The following is a 20,178-nucleotide window of genomic DNA, read 5'->3' on the forward strand; positions in this document are numbered from 1 at the left end:
GCATAGCGTTTTACAATGAAAGCCAGCTTCTGCGAGAGGCTGGCTTTTAGTTTTTCTGCCGGAAACACAATCGGTTTCAATGCAAAAACCTGTGAGGTTTAAAATCTCACAGGTTTGCTAAGGGTTTTTTAGGTGAAAAGGATACCGTTTTTATAACTTTACCAGTTTGGAAGTCAGGCTTTGTTTTTCGGAAGTAACCGTAACCTGGTAAATGCCTTTGCTTAAAGCAGAAATGTTGAGTTGCTGTATTTGGCTGTTTTTGGAAGTGTTAGTTTGCAGAACAATCCGGCCGGTGTAATCAGTAATGGTGATAATGGCTGCTTTATTTTCGAAGGAGTTTGGTAGCTGGATTTGGAGTAGATCATTAGCCGGGTTCGGGTATATGCCTAAGGTTTGGTTTTCAGCAATTGCTTCCGATTTGCCCAGCAAGATATTGTTGTTAAAGAAATTCTGCACATTTTGAGCATCCTGGGAAGCTGTTACGAGGCTATTCAAATTAGAACTTCCGCGGCTGTAATTATAGGCAACCGTAAATTTCAATTCCTGGCCGGCGTTTAGGTTGAATGGTCCGATAGAACCAAGTCCTCTTCTGTCGCCGGGTGTATTTGACGATTGGCCAGTTGGTTGCGCTTTACTTTCAGACCAACCATTTGCTCCACCTGGAAACATATAAGAAGCAGGAGGATTGCTTTGATTGGTTCCATCACCCCATTGCGTTAAGAACTTGCCATCTCGCCAAACGCCGCTCATGTAGTTGTAAAAATCTGAAGCGCGGGAAGGATTACCATTAGTAGGGTTACTATCGTTTTGGTAATAAATAAAGTGACTCATCTTGTTATCGAGGAAAATAACCGATTGTGCCGGTGGGTTGGCGCCGTAGCCATTTGGATTTATAGTAACCTGGCCATAGATGGTTTGTTTGGTAAAAGTGGTGTCTTCATCATAGTTGTCGCCATTATAGACGTAAAAACGATTCTGAAGGGTATCGCAGCCTATAAAATCATCATCATAATAGCCAAGGTCGAAATCTACCCAGATGCCGGCGTAGAAATTCTGTAAATTAATGGTGCCCCGGTTAATGATGCGGTACTCGGTGAAGAGGGTATTGAAAACGGCCGCGCTGGCTGGGTTATCAAACCCGTAATGCATTACATGAACTTCTGCGTTCATGGATGGCGATAAAGGGTATTTCTCATTGCCTTTGTCATTTAGAATGAGATAGATCGCCTGATCGCCGTTTATATTCGGGTAATCGCCTTGCGCCGGAGAATAAACGCCATCGTTGTTCAGGTCTACAAATGGGGCGAGCTGAGCCGCTTCTCCTTTAGAAATATCGCCATTTCCGGGCCAGGTTGCGATAGCTTTTGGCATCGTATAACCGGGTTTGTTGTAATTGGCCATGTGGTTTTGGATTTCCGTTTTACTTACTTTCCAAAGCTTGTCGTATTTAACCGTGTGGCTTGTATCCTGAACTGTTGCAATTGGTCCGGGCCAATAACCCCCGTGATTAATAGAACCTTGCCGGTAGGTTTGCTGCGATACATAAAGCTGTCCGGAATGATCTTTCCCGCCAATCCAGAGCGCCCCGGCATAAATAGTATGTTTTCCGCTGCCACGGGGCACTTCAAACCTTGCGTTCATTAAGTCTGTGAAAGCATCGCCTCCGGTTAAAATATGCGGTTTGATATTCGATACATCCAGCTTTTCGTTAGCCAATCCATGGGTTTGAGTGCCCTGGCTGTAAGCGTTAAAAGTTATTCCGAGCAAAAGGAGAGTTAGCGCTTTTTTCATCGTGGTAAGTTTGGGTTCGTTACAAAGACGAACTTGATGTTACAAACGCTGCTTTGGGTTTTAAGAAACAACAAGTATTTTTTTCATACGCTTCTCAAGCCATTTATTTAAACTTTTTCTATTGGAAACAATAGGGTTTTAAAACTGCCCCAAACCTGTGAGATTTTAAAATCTCACAGGTTTGGGGCAGTTTTTTAGCAGGAAACCATACCGTTTTTACAATTTTACCAGCTTAGAAGAAATCGTTTGTTCTTCGGAAATAACGGTTACCTGGTAAATACCTTTGCTTAGACCCGAAATGTTGAGTTGCTGGTTTTGGCTGGCTTTTATCGCTTTCGTTTCCAGTACTATGCGGCCGGTATTATCGGTAATGGCAATAGTGGCTTCCTTGTTCCGGAGTGAATTTGGTAATTGAATTTGCAACAGATCGGAAGCCGGGTTTGGGAAAAGCATTAACGATTGTGAAAGTATTTCGGGTTTGGTGGCGCTAACTATTGAGCTGCGGAAGAAATTTTGCACGGTCTGGGCATCCTGAGCGGCCGTTACTAGACTGTTCAGATTAGATGTGCCGCGACTATAGTTGTAAGCTACTGTAAATTTCAGGTCCTGGCCGGCGTTCAGATTAAACGGGCCGATAGAACCGACGCCGCGACGGTCGCCCGGAACATTGGAGCCAGCAGGTGGTAAATTATTCACTTCAGACCAACCTGCACCGGTTACCGGATTTCCGGGGAACATATAATTGGCTGGCGCATTTAGTGTATCGGTACCGTCGCCGCCGTAGGTTAAACGTTGGCCGTTTTTCCAGTAACCGCGCATATAGTTGTAATAATCAGATGCCCAGCCCGGATTGCCATTTACAGGATTGCTATTATTGTTGTAGTAAACAAAATGGCTCATTTTTTTATCCAGAAAGATTACTGATTGTGCCGGTGGATTGGCTCCGTAACCATTAGGATCTATGGTAATTGGTCCGGTGCCGGTCTGATGGGTGAAAATAGTGTCTTCGTCATAATTATCGCCGTTATAAACGAAAAAACGATTCTGAAGCGTATCGCAACCAATAAAATCGTCAATGTAATAACCCAGATCAAAATCTACCCAAACGCCGGCGTAAAAATCCTCCAAATTTATGGTGCCGCGGTTTATAACGCGATATTCCGTGAAGAGCGTATTGAAAACGGCAGCGTTTGCCGGGTTATCATACCCGTAATGCATTACGTGAACTTCGGCATTCATGGACGGTGATGAAGGTATTTTTACGTTTCCATTATCGTTCAGAATGAGGTAGATTGCCTGATCGCCATTAATATTCGGGTAATCGCCTTGTGCCGGCGAATAAATTCCGTCGTTGTTTATATCGATGAAAGGGGCAAGTTTAGCGGCTTCGCCATTTGCTGCATCACCATTACCCGGCCAGTTGGCAATATCGGCAGGCATCGTGTAGCCTGGTTTGTTGAAATCGGCTATATGGGTCTGAATTTCGGCTTTGCTTACCTTCCAGAGTTTGTCGTATTTAGCAGAGTGGGCCGTACCTTGTACAGCACCAATTGGACCGGGCCAGTAACCAGCATCATGTGGTGCTCCTTGCCTGTACGTTTGGGCTGAAAGATATAGGTTGTTTTGTTGGTCTTTGCCTCCAATCCAGAGTGCGCCAGCAAAAATAGTATGTTTTCCGCTGCCTCTCGGTACTTCAAATGCCGGCAAGCCATTAACAGTACCCATTGATCCAAATGAATTGAACATATCGCCGCCCGTTAAAATAGTGGGATTGATGTTCGAAACATCCAGGTTTAGTTTGGCCTGACCATGTGTTTGCGTGCCCTGACTGAAAGCGTTAAAAGTTATTCCGAATAAAAGAAAGGTAAGTGCTTTTTTCATAGTTGCCGTTTTGCGTTCTTTTCATTGACAAGTTTGATGTTACAAACGCTGCTTCAGCTTTTAAGAAATGTTAAGTTTTTCTAAGTAGTTTTTCAACCAGAAACCCTACCGTTTTAAAACGAAAAACCTGTGAGGTTTTAATACCTCACAGGTTGGCTAAGTGTTTTTCGGCTGAAAAGGGTAGCGTTTTTAAGCTTGTGCTGCTACCGTTTTGCGTTGGTTTTCTATCGCGCTTTGGTAGCAAGCTTCGTAAAGCGGTACAATTTTACCGGTTTCAAATTGCTGGGCGTGGGCAAGCGCAGCAGCTTTAAAGCGCGGCAGATTTTCTTCCTGCAGCACAAAAAGCGCATTTTTTACCATGTCGTCCACGTCGCCGATGTTGCTCAGGAAACCAGTTACGCCTTGCACGTTCAGTTCCGGAATGCCGCCCGCGTTCGAGGAAATGACCGGCACTTCGCAGGCCATGGCTTCCAGGGCGGCCAGACCGAAGCTTTCTTTTTCGGAAGGCATTAAAAACAGGTCGGCAATGGAAAGCACTTCCTCCACGGCTTCGAGTTTGCCTAAAAAGCGCACATCCTGGCAAATGTTCAGGTCGCGGCAAAGTTTTTCAATTCCCGGCCTTTCCGGCCCGTCGCCTACCAGCAATAATTTACTGGCAACGGTTTTTCTGACCTCAGCAAAGATCCGGATCACGTCTTCCACCCGTTTTACCTGCCGGAAATTAGACGTATGCACAAGCAGTTTTTCGCCGAAAGGGGAGATAGCTGCCTTGAAATGTTCTTTGGGTTGTTTCCGGAAACGCTCCAGGTTTATAAAGTTCGGGATCACTTCGATCTCTTTCTCGACCTTGAAATATTTGTAGGTTTCCACTCTCAGGTCGTCCGAAACCGAAGTAACCGCGTCAGACTGGTTGATGCTGAAGGTAACCACCGGTTCATAAGAAGGATCTTTGCCCACCAGCGTAATATCGGTGCCGTGCAGCGTAGTAATAACCGGAATGTTGATGTTCTGCGTTTTCAGGATCTGCTTCGCCATGTAGGCCGCCGAGGCGTGCGGAATGGCGTAATGCACGTGCAGCACATCCAGCTTCTCGAATTTTACGATGTCTACCATTTTGCTGGCCAGCGCCAGTTCGTAAGGCGGATAGTGAAAAAGCGGGTAATCCGGGATATAAACTTCGTGGTAAAACAGGTTTTCGTTGAAGAAATCGAGGCGGGCGGGTTGGCTGTAGGTAATAAAATGCACCTGGTGGCCTTTCTGGGCCAGGGCTTTGCCCAATTCGGTAGCCACCACGCCGGAGCCGCCAAAGGTTGGGTAACAAACAATGCCTATTTTCATAGCAATTCTTTTTTTCGGAGCCGGAAATAGCAATTTTATTTTAGAGAAAACAAATGGGTGTTCTTATGATTTTGTAATTTTTAATTTGTTGCTTTTGCTATTATATAACTGTTTTTGGCTGGAGTGGGTATTTCAATATTGGTTTTTATTTCCGGAGCTTTTGAAGGGTTTAATGAGGTTTTGGGTTGAAAGCGTTTTGGGTTTTTGTGTGTGAAAGCATACCGTTTTATGGCGTCGTCCTGACGATAGTAGTGATCTCATCAGGTTGGTAGTTTTGTTTGCTATTGAGTTTTTAGGCTTGAAAGTATACCGTTTTCATAGTCTGCTTTCTACTTTCAACCTTTAATGGTTTAATTTCATAGTTTACTTTCTCCCTCAAGCCGGGTGGCTTCGTTTCTGCGTTCGCGGCTGCAACCCTTCCTGCCCTGGCGGGCTGCCTCCTGCGTCGGCACCGGAAGTCTTGGAGGCCGCTCTCACAGAAACTGGTGTCAGCTCCCTTCGTAGCTCGCTTCTTTTTAGTTTAGCTTTCTTCAGAACGTCTTCAAGGTACGCTGCGCTGGCTATAGGCGTGAATCAACCACCCCAAACCCCCATGTCGTCAACTTAAGGGTTTATTCGGTCATCCTGAGCTTGTCGAAGGAACTAACGCGTACCGAACCTGCAAGGAATTCATTGCTTCGCTCGAATTCCCTTGTAATTCCGCGTAAGTTTCTTCGACAGGCTCAGAATGACCCGATAATTTTCTATGGATTCTCTTAAGTTAACGACATTGGGGTTTGGGGGTGGTTATCTTCAGGGCAGTAATGTTTAAAACTTTATTACACGCTGCTTCAATTGAAATCCTTTAATCCATGAATCCAATAAATCCTAATTCAGACAAAATTCATTCTCGTCTGCTTTAGTTGCCGGCTCAAGCACAAGAAAAAAGCCTGCGTTTGAGCAGGCTTTTTTTTAACTATCAACTACAAACAAGTTAAGATTTCGGAATGATCGATTTGTAAACCACATCGTGAATGCGGGTGCGGATGTTGTATTTTACGAGCTTGTTGTTTTCGGCATCATGGTGCACCCGGTTCGAAAGGAAAATGTAGATCACTTTGTTTACCGGGTCTATCCAGGCGCAGGTGCCGGTAAAGCCCGAGTGGCCGAAGGTGCTTGGCGGCGCCAGATCGGAAGTCGGGCCGTTGCCTTTCGGGTCCATTTTGTCCCAACCCAGGCCGCGGCGGTTTTCCTTGTTCTGGCTTCTCGAGAATTCACGCACTACCTGGTTCTTGAAATATTTTTTTCCGCCGTAGTTCCCGTTGTTCAGGTCCATTTGCATCAAAACGGCCAAATCGTTGGCGTTCGAAAATAGACCGGCATGGCCCGCTACACCGCCCGCCATGGCAGCCATCTGGTCGTGCACGTTGCCCCAAACCAAGCTGTTACGAAAATATTTATCCTGTTCGGTAGGAGCAATGCGTTCGCGGGGGAATTTGGCCAGCGGGTTGTAGGTCATGGTAGTTAAGCCGAGCGGCGCGTAAAAATTCTGATCCATGAACTCGTTAAGGTTCTGCTTCAGCATTTTTTCGGCCAGGCGTTTCATCATAAAAAAGCCCAGGTCGCTGTATTTGTATTCGTATTTTTCTGCCCCCCCTTTTTTGGAGATCAGTTTCGATTTTATGGTCCAGCGCCATAGCGAATCTTCCATGGCCTTGGTGGCATAAATACCCGGAATTACTTCGTGCGGAAAATCGGTGGTTTTTTCGCTGGCATAATACGTCTTTTTCAGTTTAAGCGAATCGCCGACCGTGTTTTTCCAGAAAGGCAGGAAAGGTTGCAAACCAGCCTGGTGAATCAGGATGTCGCGGATGATCAAACCACCTTTGTTGGTGTTGCGCAGTTCCGGCAGATAGGTGCCAATGCGTTCGTCCAGGTTTATTTTGCCCTGATCTTTCAGGTACATAATGGCCTGCAGCGTAGAAGCTACTTTGGTAACCGAAGCAATGTCGTAAAGCGTGTAATTGGTAACCTGCTGCGCTTTGTCGTAAGTATAATGGCCGTATGCTTTGTTGAAAACCACCGTGCCGTTTTTCACCACCAATACCTGGCAGCCCGGCGTTGCGGCGTAAGCAATGGCTTCCAAGGCAATATTATCGATGCCTTTCAGGATCTGCGAATCCATGCCTTCACTTTCCGGCACTGCATAGCGCAGGCGGTTAATGGCCGGCGTACTTACCCCGGTGCCTAGTTTAAAAGTTTCGCTGGCAGTAACCGGTAAGCGGCCACGGCCGGGCAGGGCGCCGAAAAGGATCTGAGGTACCACCGTTTGTGAAACCGCATTGTCTTCGTAACCGCATACCAGCCAGTCGCTCGCATCGAAATATTTCAGGCTGTAAGCATTGCCCATAACCGCTACCACTACTTTATAAGCGCCGTTCAGTTGCAGGTTCCGGATAAAATTACGGGTGCCTTCACCGATGCCAAAATCTTTCAGCGGCGTATTGTTCATACCGTGAATGCTCACCACTATCACATCGTGGCCCTGTAATTTGGGGTACAATTTATCGAAGATCGAATCGGGCGCAAAGCGGTCCGGGACGTTGAACTTGGTGAAAGGCGCGTAATTATCGAGGGTGCGGGTAAACTGGTTATCCGGGGTAACGCCGACCGTAATGGAGGCGAACTGCACAGTGTCCAGGCTCCGGAATGGCAGCAGGTTTGCTTTGTTTTTAACCACGGTAGTGGAGCGTTCGTAAATTTCCTGCTGCACTACGGCGCTAACCGGTTTATCGATCTCGGCGGCCAGGTTTTTGGTTACGATCGGTTTATATTTGTTCAGGCCGGCAAAATATTTGGCTTTCAGGATCTTTTTTACGCGCAGGTCCAGTTCTTCCTGAGTGATTTTCCCGGCGGCAATGGCTTCTTTTATTTTAACCATGGCAGTAGGCACATCTTCCGAAAACAAAAGAACGTCGTTGCCGGCCAGCAAAGCCATAACGTCCAGTTCGCCGGGTTTGTAGAAGTTGCTTACGCCTTTCATGTTCAGCGCATCGGTAAAGATCAGGCCTTCGTAGCCCATTTTTTCTTTCAGCAGGCCGGTAACCAGTTTTTTGGAAAGGGTAGAAGCCTGATTAGCCGTACTATCGATCTTCGGAATGTATAAGTGGGCCACCATTACGCCCATTACGCCGGCTTCGAAGGTTTTCCGGAACGGGTATAATTCCACTTCGGTCAGGCGGGCAAGGTCGGCATTGATCACGGGCAAAGCGTAATGCGAATCGGTATCCGTATCGCCGTGGCCGGGAAAATGCTTGGCAACCGCAATTATGCCGTTGTCCTGCAAACCTTTCAGATATGCTACGCCGCGCTTGGCCACCTGTTCTTTGCTTTCGCCGAAAGAGCGGTTGCCGATCACGGGGTTGGCTGGGTTTACATTCACGTCTACATCCGGCGAAAAGCTGATGTGCACGCCTAATCGCTTCATTTTCAGGGCTATTTCCTTGCCCATCAGGTAAATCAGTTTTTCATCGTCCAGGGCACCCAAGGTCATCTGGCGGGCAAAGTGCATGGAAGAATCCAGGCGCATGGAGAGGCCCCATTCGGCATCCATGGAAATGAGCATAGGCACGCGGCTCAGGCTTTGGTAGCGGTTGGTTAAAACGGCCTGGCGAAAGGGAGTTCCCTGCAAAAACATGAGGCCGCCAATGTTGTAATCGCGCGCCAGCTGGTCAATTTTTTTATAATGATTTTCGTCTTTGTTGGAGTAAGCGGCTACCATAAAAAGCTGGCCCAGGCGCTGGTCGGGCGTCAACGACATAAAAACGCTATCGACCCAGCTTTTCTCCCGGACCATCATCAGGTTTTCTTCCGAACCATTGAACGACATCAGCGAACCCACCCCACCAAGCGTAGACAACAGAATTACAAGATTTAATAACTTACGCATTGAGTACTGAACTTCTAAAATTTGAATACGTCGGAATTACGGCTAATTTTGTGCAGCAGCACCAGCAATAATTTCTGACTTTTTCGGGCCCGAAGCATACGGTTTTTCCGTAACAAACTGACCGGCTTTAAAATAAAACAACCCGTTTTCTGCGGGTTGCGCTTAAAAGACTAACGCTGTGCCCGGCCGGTTTCATACATTTCCGGCGCAAAGGACTTTTAAAGAAGAAAACGGTAGCGTTTCGGGCTTAAAAAGTCTGTGGGCAATTAGATTGCAATATTACTAATAATTTTTTTTACGGGCAGTAAAGCAGCTGTTTTTAATAGTGTTAGCTTGCCGCGGAAAAGCAACGCTGCCCGGTCATTTTTAAGTTTTCAGTGCCACATGGCAGATATCATACGTTTATTACCCGAATATTTAGCCAACCAGATCGCGGCCGGCGAGGTGGTGCAACGGCCGGCTTCGGTGGTGAAAGAGTTGCTCGAAAATTCAGTAGATGCCGGCGCAACTTCGGTGCAGCTGATCGTGAAAGAAGCCGGTAAGCAGCTCATTCAGGTGGTAGATAACGGCGCCGGCATGAGTGAAACCGATGCGCGCATGAGTTTCGAGCGCCATGCTACTTCCAAAATCAAAACCACCGAAGACCTTTTTCGCATCAAGACCATGGGTTTCCGGGGCGAAGCGTTGGCCAGTATTGCCGCCGTGGCGCAGGTAGAACTTAAAACCAAGAAACGCGACGCCGATACCGGCACCCGACTGGTAATTGAAGGCTCTGAAATTGTGGAACAAAGCCCGGTGGCCACGCCCGACGGCACTTCGTTTTGCGTAAAAAACCTGTTCTTTAACGTGCCGGCGCGTCGTAATTTCCTGAAAACCAACGCGGTGGAAATGAGGCATATTCTGGATGAATTCCAGCGCGTGGCTTTGGCCAATCCGCAGATCGCGTTTTCGCTGTACCAGAACGATTCTGAAGTCTATAAATTATCGGCCGGAAAACTGAGCCAGCGCATCATTAACCTGTTCGGGAACAACTACAAAGAACAGATGGCCAGTGTGGAAGAAGATACGGACGTGTTGCAGGTGCGCGGCTACATTGGCAAACCCGAATTCAGCAAGAAAACCCGCGGCGAACAGTTCTTTTTCGTAAACAACCGTTTTATAAAAAGCGGTTACCTGAACCACGCCGTGATGAACGCTTACGAAGGGTTGTTGCCCAAAGACAGCCATCCGTTTTACGTACTTTTCCTCGAAATTGAGCCGCAGAGCATTGATATTAACGTGCACCCCACCAAAACCGAGATCAAGTTCGAAAACGAAAAAGTGATCTATGCCATTGTGCAGTCGGCCGTGAAAAAATCGTTGGGCGTGCACAACATTGCGCCTTCTTTAGATTTTGACGGCGACGTGAATTTTGCGCCATTGAACCCGGTTCGGTTGCAACCTACAAGCACGCCCGATTTTGGCAATTTCGAAAAAGCGAAAAGCTATAACGCTATGGTTTCGGGGCAAAAAAGTGGCAACACCCAAAACTGGGAACAACTCTACGAAGTAACCCGCCGCGAACCGACTTTTCCGAAAAATGATAGCTTGCCGGCCGGCCTGGATTTTGGCGATGAACCCGTTGAAAATAAACCGCTTACCTTTCCTTCTTCCATCAATTCGGAAAAAGCGGGCTCGAAAGCCATTCAGGTGCAAAACAAATTTGTGCTGGTGCCGGTAAAATCGGGCATTATGCTCGTAGACCAGCAGGCGGCGCAGGAACGTATTTTGTTCGAAAAATTCAGCAGCGCCTTAGATAAAAAGACCGGCGTTTCGCAGACCTTGCTTTTCCCGCAGGCCATTTCGTTTTCGCCTTCCGATTACAGTTTGGTGATCGAGCTTTCCGCCGAATTTCAGGACCTGGGTTTTCAGCTCAGCGAATTCGGGCACAATACCATGCTCATAAACGGGATTCCGGCCGATGTGCCACCGAGTTCAGAAAAAGAACTGTTGGAAAGCCTGCTCGAACAATATAAAAATAACTTAAGCGGTTTAAAGTTAAACAAACGCGAAAGCCTGGCCCGCGCCATGGCCAAGCGCGTGGCCGCCCGCTTCAGCAACCGCCTTTCGGACCTGGAAATGAACGCGCTGGTAGACAAGCTTTTCGCCTGCCAAACGCCCAACTACACGCCCGACGGCCACAAAACCATTGTAATGCTGGACAAAGACCGGCTGCAGGAGTTTTTTAAATAATTGTTAATTATTAATTGCTGATTGAATGAAGAAAACGATACGGTTTTGGCCTTCAAAAGTCAGCACTACAATCAGGTTATTTCAACCTAAAATCAATTAACAATCAGCAATCAACAATTAACAATAAAAAAAAGAACATGTTCCAATTAACCCCCACGGTAAAAGCGCTGCTCATCATGAATCTGGTCATTTTTGTGATGACCAATTTCATTTTTCCGGAAGCCATGCAACAGTTTGCGCTCTACGGTTTTCAGTCTGATAAATTCCGGGGATACCAGTTGTTTACGCACATGTTTCTGCACGCCGGCTGGGGCCATATTTTCAGCAACATGTTCAGTTTGTTTATTTTCGGACCGATGCTGGAATACCGCTGGGGCGGCAACCGTTTCCTGGTTTTTTACCTGGTTTGCGGCCTGGGTGCAAGCTTGCTTTACCAGGGAATCCGAACGTATGAGATAATGGATATGAAAAAAGACGTAGCCGTTTATGCTGAAAATCCGAGCCCGCTGGCTTTTAGTCAGTTTTTAGATGAACACTTGGGCGGACGATACAATCCGGAAGCGGTGGCGCAGTACAAACGCGAAGCTGATAACCAGGAAATGGTACAGGCCACGATTGAATCGGTAAAAAGCGTTTACAACGATCTGGTGCAGAACGGCAAGATGGTAGGGGCCTCAGGCGCGGTTTTCGCCCTGCTGATGGCTTTCGGCATGCTCTTCCCGAATACCGAACTGATGCTCTTATTTTTCCCGTTTCCGATAAAAGCGAAATATTTTGTGCTTTTTTACGGCGCTTACGAACTGTATGCCGGTTTGGCCCGTAATCCCGGCGATAATGTAGCCCATTTTGCGCACCTTGGCGGGATGCTTTTTGCGTATATCCTGCTAAAGATCTGGGAACGCCACGACCGCAAGAATTTCTACTAAACCTCTATGACTTCGATCTTCGACGATATAAAGCATGCTTTTACGCAGGGCGGCAACGCGGTAACCAAACTGATCCTGATCAACGTGATCGTGTTCGTTACGCTTATTTTGCTGCGCACCATTTCGTTCCTGGTAGGTTACGGCTCTATTTACGAACTGGTAACCATTAATCTGGGGCTTCCGGCGCATATTCTGCGGTTTTTATTTAAACCCTGGACCATTTTTACTTACTTTTTTACCCACGAAGGTTTCCTGCACATCATTTTCAACATGCTGAATCTGTACTGGTTCGGGTTTTTGGTGCGCGAATACTTGGGCAATAAAAAAGTGGTGAGCCTGTATATTTTAGGCGGTCTGGCCGGCGGCGTTTTATATCTGCTTTTCTATAATCTGGTACCCTATTTCGAAATGCGGGCAGCCACTGCGGTCATGATCGGGGCTTCGGCCAGCGTGCTAGCCATTATTTTAGCCGCTGCTACCTTGTTGCCAGACTATACCTTTAACCTGATCTTACTTGGTCCGGTACGCATCAAATACATTGCCGCCTTCCTGGTAATTCTGTCTATTTCCGGTGCCGTGGGCGATAATGCGGGCGGCAATATTGCCCACATTGGCGGTGCGCTTATCGGGTTTCTTTTTATCAAACAGCTGCAAAAAGGCACCGATCTGGGTAAACCCATTCATGCCATCGGCGATTTTTTTGGTAACCTGGCAGCCGGCCGCCCAAAAATGAAAGCTACTTTCAACCCGGCCGGGTCCAGATCACGAAGCACCAATTCAGGTTCTGCCAGCGTTCGTCCCGACCAGAAAGAAATAGACCTCATTCTCGATAAAATTTCGGAGTCGGGCTACGAAAGCCTGACCAAAGAAGAAAAACAAAAACTTTTCCGCGCCAGCCAAAAGTAAGATTAACCCCGGCTACCGAAACTAAATTCAGCTGCCTGAGTTAAAGAGTATGGCTTATTTTTGAACGTGAACTTTTCCGGCTAAACACTTGCACGCTTTAATTTAATCCGGTTTAAACCGATTGAAAGGAGGCGAAAAATGTGTTTTTCTGCGGAAGCAAGTTTTGGGGCCAGTGCTGTTTTAGGAGCCATTGGCGTAATTTCGTTGCGCAAATGCAGTAACCGGAAACACCGCCTTTTTGCCGCAATTCCCATCTTTTTTGCCTTTCAGCAACTCTCCGAAGGTTTTGTATGGCTGTCGTTTTCAAGCCCCGGCTGGGAAATTTACCGCAGCACCTTTGCTTACATTTTCCTGGTATTTGCCTTGCTCGTCTGGCCCGTCTGGATGCCGGTTTCGGTCTGGCTCCTGGAGCCCCGCGAAAACGTGAAAAAACTGCTGGCCGGCTTTTCGGTGCTGGGGGTTTTATTTGCGGTACTGGCCGGTTTTTTCCTCTTCAGCCATACCGTTTTTCCTGCCATAAAAGATCATCACATTCATTATGCGCTGGGTTTTACCGGTCATCTTTTTAAAGGGGCCAGTTTGCTGTATTTTATTCCAACGGTTATTCCAACGTTATTTTCCAGCCGGAGAAGCGTAAACTTTTTTGGTTTTTACCTGGCTCTTTCCTTTCTCATCAGCGAACATTATTTTGGCCAGGCAGTAGTTTCGGTATGGTGTTTTCTGGCAGCCGGCATGAGTATAATTGTGCTTTGGGCAGTACTGGAAATGAAGAAAACGGATAATACGCTGGCCTGATCTTTTGACTTAAAGTTACCAGCTCCGGGTTATTAAAACGCTATGGTTCCGGGCTGAAAAACTAAAAAACAGGTGAGTTACCAGAACCTTCACCAGATTTTTGTTCAAAACGCTATCGTTTTCAGGGGAAAAAGTCGTAAACCGGACATCCAATAATTTATCCGTACTTTTGCGTTCTTTTAAGCACCTTTTTATGACCACTTTCGCGGATCTGAACCTGAAACCCGAGCTCCTGCAACGTTTGCAGGAAATGCAATACCACACGCCCACGCCCATTCAGGAAACGGCTATTCCAATTTTGCTCGAAGGCCGCGACGTAGCCGGTCAGGCGGAAACCGGAAGCGGCAAAACAGCAGCTTATGGTTTGCCTATATTAAACGCACTTCAACCGGAACTGCAGCAGATTCAGGCGCTGGTAATTGTGCCTACCCGTGAACTGGCCGTGCAGGTGCAGAAAGAACTGAAACTTTACGGACAGCAAATCAGGAATTTAAAGATCGGCGCTTTTTACGGCGGTCATAAATTTTCCGAAGAAACCGCTTCGCTGGCTTTCCCGCCGCAAGTGCTGGTTTGTACACCCGGCAGGATTGTAGACCATCTGAACCGCCAGACCGTTGAACTGAAGCACTTAAAACAACTGGTTTTAGACGAAGCCGATAAATTGCTGGAAATGGGTTTTCAGGAAGAACTCGACCAACTGATGCGGAATCTGCCCAAGAAGCGCCAGAGCATTTTGTTTTCCGCCACCATGCCCGATAAAGTGAAAGGCCTCGTGGTGCGGTCGCTGAACAAACCCAAAATGCTGGAAGCTTCCCAAAAAGCAAATCCAAACCAGCTCCACTTTTCAGGGCTGAAAGTGAAGCCGGAAGAGAAAGAAACGATCCTGGTAAACCTGCTCAACAGCTTCGACCATGCAGGAACGGTAATTTTCGTGAATACCCGCGAAGCCGTAGATGGTTTGGTTGATTTCCTGCAAGCCAAAAAAATAGGAGCAAAGCCTTTGCACGGCGGCATGGAACAACCCGCCCGCGACAAAACCATGATGCTGTTCCGCAACGGCACCATTCCGGTTCTGGTAGCTACAGATGTAGCCGCCCGTGGCCTCGATATTTCCGCCTTAACCACCATCATCCACTTCGAAATTCCCCACGACGAAGAAGCGTTCCTGCACCGCAGTGGCCGCACCGGCCGGGCCGGAAAAAGCGGCGTGGTGTACACGTTGGCCACCGAGAAAGACGAAATGAAGCTCCGGGAATGGCCGCAGGTGAAAATCGATGAATGGCTGCCGGTTTCCAAATTCCAGCGCATGGCAGCCGTTTCCAAGCCGAAAACGCAAACCGCAGCTTTTACTACCCTGCACATTACCGCCGGTAAAAAAGACAAGATCAGCCCCAGAGATATTGTAGGCGCTTTGATTGCCGAAGCCGGGTTGAAAATGGAGCAGATCGGGAAAATCGAAGTGCTGGAGCGTTTTAGTTATGTGGCCGTTCCGCAGAAACAGGCTAATGCGATTGTAGAAAAGTTAGGGCAAGGGCGAATTAAAGGGAAGAAATTCAAGGTTAGTTTGGTGAAGTGACCTCACCCAACCTTCCCCTAATTCAGGGGAGGACTTTGATCGGATAATGTGATTTAATCACCCCCGAACCCCTCTTTGAAAAGGAGGGGAGTTTGAAAACTGTCAGCTAAAGCAGACGGCAATGAATTTTCTTGCTTTTGACTTTTTGTGCTTAATAGCATAGCGTTTTTATTAGCTTACTACAAAACACTGAACTTAAAAATTTGCAGCGCAGCAGCTCCCCTCCTTTTTTCAAGGAGGGGTTGGGGCAATGCCGTCAACTTAAGGGAATCCATAGAAAATTATTGGGTCATTCTGAGCCTGTCGAAGAAACTTACGCGGAATTACAATGGAATTTTGAGCGACTGAGCGATAAATTCCTTGCAGGTTCGGTACGAGTTAGTTCCCTCCCAAGGTCGGGATGACCCAATAATTTTCTATGGATTCCCTTAAGTTGACGGCATTGGGGGCTGGGGTGGTTATTTCACGTTATTGCGTAAAAAGTCCTCCCTGAATTAGGGGAGGATTTAGGTGGGGTAATAAACACAAAAAAAGCAGCTCCGTTTCCGAAGCTGCTTTTTTTATTTTATCGAACAATCGAATATCGAAAACTCGAACGATCTTAATTAAGCGTTAACCGGCATGTTGTCCAGGACGTCCATCACTTCGCGAACGGCTTTTTCGGATGCTTTCAACAGCTCCATTTCTTCGTCGTTTAGTTGCAGTTCGATCACTTTTTCTATGCCGTTTTTGCCTAATACTACTGGTACACCTAAATAAGTACCGTTAATGCCGTATTCGCCTTCCAGTTTAATGCAAACCGGGAATACGCGTTTCTGGTCACGTACGATGGCTTCTACCATCTGTGCAGCTGCGGAACCCGGAGCATACCAGGCAGAAGTACCCATCAGTTTTACCAGTTCGCCGCCGCCGTTTTTGGTGCGCTCGATGATCGCGTTCAGTTTATCTTCCGCGATCAGCTCCGTAACCGGAATACCACCAACGGTAGTGTAACGTGGAAGTGGAACCATGGTGTCGCCGTGGCCGCCCATTAATACCGCCTGGATATCTTTAGGCGATACGTTCAGTTCTTCGGCTAAGAAAGCGCGGTAACGGGCCGTATCCAGAATACCGGCCATACCCATCACTTTCGTGCGTGGCAGTTTGGAAGTTAAATGCGCGGCGTAAGTCATTACGTCGAGCGGGTTAGAAACCACAATGATGATGGCTTCCGGAGAATATTTGATCACGTTTTCGGTAACCGAACGCACGATGCCCGCATTGGTAGAAATAAGGTCGTCGCGGGTCATGCCAGGTTTGCGCGGCAGGCCGGAAGTGATCACCACTACGTCGGAGTTAGCGGTTTTGCTGTAATCGTTGGTTACGCCGGTGGTACGGGTGTCATACAGGTTGATCGGAGCTTTCTGCCAGATATCCAGCGCTTTGCCTTCGGCGAACCCTTCTTTGATGTCTACTAAAACTACTTCGTTCGCGATCTCGCGGTAGGCCAGAACATCGGCACAGGTTGCGCCCACGTTACCGGCGCCAACTACGGTTACTTTCATTATGATCAGGTTTTTAAGTGTAATAATTTCGGTTGGGTAAAATTAGAAAAAAACCAATACCGGTGCGAGTTTTTTGTGTTTTTTAATTGGAAGGAGTTTTGGAGGGGAAAAGGATAGCGTTTTTCTAAACAATCTGGTGGTTAAGTCGCTTTTTAAGATAAAGCAGTTATTCCATTCTTAAAGAACCAAACCATGCAGGATGCACCAGAAATTGCAGCACTAAAACTTCAGTTGCGGGGTGAATTAATTCAGGCTACCGATGCCGGTTACGACGAAGCCCGCAAAGTTTATAACGGCATGATCGACAAACGCCCACGCTATATTGTGCGCTGTGCAAACGTGGCGGACGTGATTTACTGCGTGAACTTCGCCCGGGAGCAAAATTTGTTGCTGGCTATAAGAGGAGGCGGGCACAACGGTCCCGGTTTGGGAACCTGCGACGACGGCCTGGTGATCGATCTTTCGCGCATGAAAGGAATCCGTATTGATCCGGAAGAAAAAACTGCCTGGGTAGAAGGTGGTTGTACGTTAGGTGATTTTGACCATGCGGCGCACGTTTTCGGTTTGGCAACGCCGAGCGGCATTAATTCAACTACCGGCATTGGCGGATTGACTTTGGGCGGAGGCGTAGGGCATCTGAGCCGCCAATATGGGCTCACCATCGATAATTTGCTGGGAGCGGACATGGTACTGGCCGATGGTAGTTTTGTGCAGGTAAATAAAGATAACCACGAAGACCTGTTTTGGGCGATCCGGGGTGGTGGCGGGAATTTCGGGGTGGTTACGGCTTTTCATTTTAAACTTCACCCGGTAGATATAACTTATAGCGGCCCAATGATCTGGGAATTAAGCGAAGCCAAAGAAGTGATGCAGTGGTACCGCGATTTTATTGAAGATGCGCCGGAAGACCTCAACGGTTTTTTTGCTTTCCTGAAAGTGCCGCCGGTAGAACCCTTTCCGCAGGAATATCATACCAAAACCATGTGCGGCATTGTGTGGTGCTATACCGGCGAGCTGGCTGAAGCCGAAAAAGTTTTCAAACCGATCCGTGAATTTAAAAAGCCTGCTATTGACTTTGTAGGCCCGATTCCGCACCCGGCGCTGCAAAGCATGTTCGATGCGCTTTACCCGCCGGGCTACCAATGGTACTGGAAAGCCGATTTCGTGAATGATTTACCGGATGAAGCCATTGAAAAGCATTTAGAGTTTGCCGCAAAATTTCCTTCGCTTTTCTCTACCATGCACCTTTACCCGATAAACGGTGCCGTGCATAAACATTCCACTTCTGATATGGCCTGGAATTTCCGGGAGGCAACCTGGGCGCAGGTAATTGTGGGCGTAGACCCGGACCCGGCCAATAAAGATAAAGTGGTTTCCTGGGCCCGGGATTATTACAAGGCGCTACACCCGTTTGGAGCCGGTGGCGCTTATGTTAATTTTATGATGGAAGAGGGGGAAGACCGGATCCGGGCAACCTACGGCAAAAATTATGAAAAGCTGGAGAAAATAAAGGCCAAGTATGATCCTGATAATTTATTCCGGGTGAACCAGAATATTAAGCCGTTGGTGGTAAGCTGAGAAAATATGGTTTCTGTTTGAATATAAAATGAGCCACCTAATATGTATAGGTGGCTTTTACTTTATTATTAAGAAGTAGTTTTTGAAGGGAAAAGGATAGCGTTTTTCGGGGCTAAAATTACTTAAAAGCGGATTTTACTGATCATCAGCATTATTACTAATCGTTGTTTGCTTTCTTGGTAACTGAAATTCGCTTTTAAATATCTTTAATCCGGCAGCTCAAAAGAGGCCTTGAGTTTACCGCTCTTTATTGCTTTCATAAATTCTGCAAAATCACGTTCGGTTTGGTTGGCATAAGCCACTGCAAATTTCCCGATCGCCATGTCTAATTGTTCCCTTTTCCCCATATAACCGGCTAAAAGGGATGAAGGTCCGGTTTTTGCGTGGGCGCGGGCCAGCATTCTGCCGCATAGTTTGGCGTAACCTTTTAAAACTGCCTTGTCGAACGTTTCTATATCGGGGGAAATTTTTTTGTCTTTCAGCTGGCGTACATAGAATTGTCTTCCGCCCGGCCCGGTACTCCACCCCAGAAAAACATCGCTGGCCGCCTGCACCAGCCGCTGCCCTGCTACCACCCGCTGACCATGGTGTTTGTAAATGCTTTTACCGGTAAAGGGCTCCAGAGCGCTTTCGCCGGCTTCTTTTATCTGCAGAAAAAGCGGCTCGTCTTTTTTGTTCATCAGCAGAGCCACAAAACAGGGCGTTCCCACGCTGCCTACGCCTACTACTTTCATGGCCAGGTCTACCATTTTGTATTGGTTGAAAAGCCATTTTCTGTCTGACTGTAGGGTTTCTGCGTATTTTTTAAAGAACCCTTCAATCATTTTCCGACTCTTATCAATATCAAAGGGGTGATAAACCAGGGGCGGCTGATCTTTGATCACGAAATTACCGGATGAGCTGATGGCCATTTTATAGAGCTCTTTTTGGATAGATTGCTTCTGACCTTTGCTAATTAATTTGTCCAGTTGTTTTTTTGACCTTTTAACTTTAGCCATGTCGCGAATTCCCTCCAGATCGAATTTTATGTACCACAGATCCAGTATGTTCATGGCCGCAAATTCCTGCATGCTTTCCCGGTAATATTTAGAAACATTGCGGGCAATTTCCAGGGTTGTACTTTCGCCAATGCCTTTTTCCCGGGCCGCGAGCACAAAGCTGGTAGCCAGGCGTTTCAGGTCCCATTCCCAGGGAGCCGGATTCGTTTCGTCGAAATCGTTGGCATCGAAGATCAGGCTGCGTTCGGGGGTGGCAAAACCGCCGAAATTCGCTAAATGCGCATCGCCGATGGCCTGTACATTTACCTTGGTGTGCGGCTGAAAGGCCAGATCGTAAGCCATTACGGAAGCCGTAGCGCGGTAAAAAGTAAAAGGCGATTTGCTCATCCGGGCGTGCCTGATCGGAACCAGGTTCTGAAGGCGGCCAACATTGTCGGCCTTAATAAAAGCCGCGATTGTAGGACGGTTTGGCGGCAGTTTAAAAGTGCCCTGTTCGTTTCTTTTTAATTTCTGCCGAAGCTTTTTGCCTTCATTTCCTGGTTTTACTTTCATAGCAGTATGGAAATACAAGTTCCTTATTTTCAACCGCTTGTTCAGGCAAAGGTTTTAAAAAGATGAGCATAATAAAAGAAGGCGACAATTAATTGCCGCCTTCTTTTATTATTTGTAAGATATTGATTGTCTT

The 20,178-nt window shown here is 47.2% G+C and carries 12 protein-coding genes; 6 read left to right on the forward strand and 6 right to left on the reverse strand.

The genetic code is table 11. From position 1 onward, the window contains the following. Window positions 1–150 precede the first annotated feature (150 nt). The 4 genes from I5M27_RS02050 to I5M27_RS02065 all read right to left on the reverse strand — a co-directional run bounded on the left by I5M27_RS02050 (window position 151) and on the right by I5M27_RS02065 (window position 8,938). Window positions 151–1,791 (reverse strand): T9SS type A sorting domain-containing protein, encoded by a 1,641-nt coding sequence (locus I5M27_RS02050; protein WP_200504362.1) that lies wholly within the window; start codon window positions 1,789–1,791, stop codon window positions 151–153. A 216-nt stretch (window positions 1,792–2,007) separates the two neighbouring features. Then, window positions 2,008–3,672 carry a T9SS type A sorting domain-containing protein gene (locus I5M27_RS02055; RefSeq protein ID WP_200504363.1) on the reverse strand — a complete coding sequence of 555 codons (1,665 nt, stop codon included), beginning with the start codon at window positions 3,670–3,672 and terminating at the stop codon, window positions 2,008–2,010. A 189-nt stretch (window positions 3,673–3,861) separates the two neighbouring features. Continuing rightward, a complete protein-coding gene (gene bshA / locus I5M27_RS02060; RefSeq protein ID WP_200504364.1) occupies window positions 3,862–5,010 on the reverse strand; it encodes an N-acetyl-alpha-D-glucosaminyl L-malate synthase BshA in 1,149 nt (382 codons plus the stop codon). 973 nt (window positions 5,011–5,983) lie between these two features. Continuing rightward, window positions 5,984–8,938, reverse strand: coding sequence for a glycoside hydrolase family 3 N-terminal domain-containing protein (locus I5M27_RS02065; protein ID WP_234462347.1), 2,955 nt, complete (start codon window positions 8,936–8,938; stop codon window positions 5,984–5,986). Between the two features lie 384 nt (window positions 8,939–9,322). Between I5M27_RS02065 and mutL the strand changes: the two genes are divergently transcribed. From mutL to I5M27_RS02090, 5 genes are all read left to right on the forward strand, one after another. Continuing rightward, window positions 9,323–11,170 (forward strand): DNA mismatch repair endonuclease MutL, encoded by a 1,848-nt coding sequence (gene mutL / locus I5M27_RS02070; RefSeq protein WP_200504365.1) that lies wholly within the window; start codon window positions 9,323–9,325, stop codon window positions 11,168–11,170. Window positions 11,171–11,307: 137 nt separating this feature from the next. After that, the gene (locus I5M27_RS02075) at window positions 11,308–12,096 is read left to right on the forward strand and encodes a rhomboid family intramembrane serine protease (RefSeq protein ID WP_200504366.1); all 789 of its coding nucleotides are present in this window, start codon (window positions 11,308–11,310) and stop codon (window positions 12,094–12,096) included. Window positions 12,097–12,102: 6 nt separating this feature from the next. After that, window positions 12,103–13,002: a rhomboid family protein gene (locus I5M27_RS02080; protein WP_200504367.1), complete on the forward strand. Its 900-nt coding sequence runs from the start codon at window positions 12,103–12,105 to the stop codon at window positions 13,000–13,002. Between the two features lie 138 nt (window positions 13,003–13,140). After that, on the forward strand, window positions 13,141–13,797 hold the full coding sequence (locus I5M27_RS02085; RefSeq protein WP_200504368.1) for a DUF6629 family protein: 657 nt from the start codon (window positions 13,141–13,143) through the stop codon (window positions 13,795–13,797). Window positions 13,798–13,990: 193 nt separating this feature from the next. Further along, window positions 13,991–15,373, forward strand: coding sequence for a DEAD/DEAH box helicase (locus tag I5M27_RS02090; protein WP_200504369.1), 1,383 nt, complete (start codon window positions 13,991–13,993; stop codon window positions 15,371–15,373). A gap of 605 nt (window positions 15,374–15,978) precedes the next feature. Here I5M27_RS02090 and mdh read toward each other — a convergent pair. Beyond that, on the reverse strand, window positions 15,979–16,917 hold the full coding sequence (gene mdh / locus I5M27_RS02095) for a malate dehydrogenase (RefSeq protein WP_200504370.1): 939 nt from the start codon (window positions 16,915–16,917) through the stop codon (window positions 15,979–15,981). A 192-nt stretch (window positions 16,918–17,109) separates the two neighbouring features. Here mdh and I5M27_RS02100 point away from each other — a divergent pair, with 192 nt between their 5' ends. Further along, window positions 17,110–18,495, forward strand: a complete 1,386-nt coding sequence (locus tag I5M27_RS02100) for an FAD-binding oxidoreductase (RefSeq protein WP_200504371.1) — start codon at window positions 17,110–17,112, stop codon at window positions 18,493–18,495. 206 nt (window positions 18,496–18,701) lie between these two features. Here I5M27_RS02100 and I5M27_RS02105 read toward each other — a convergent pair whose 3' ends face one another. Next, window positions 18,702–20,045, reverse strand: a complete 1,344-nt coding sequence (locus I5M27_RS02105) for a DUF2252 domain-containing protein (RefSeq protein ID WP_200504372.1) — start codon at window positions 20,043–20,045, stop codon at window positions 18,702–18,704. Window positions 20,046–20,178: the final 133 nt, after the last annotated feature.

The organism is Adhaeribacter terrigena, from assembly GCF_016623615.1.
In the GTDB taxonomy this organism is placed as follows: Bacteria; Bacteroidota; Bacteroidia; order Cytophagales; family Hymenobacteraceae; genus Adhaeribacter_A; species Adhaeribacter_A terrigena.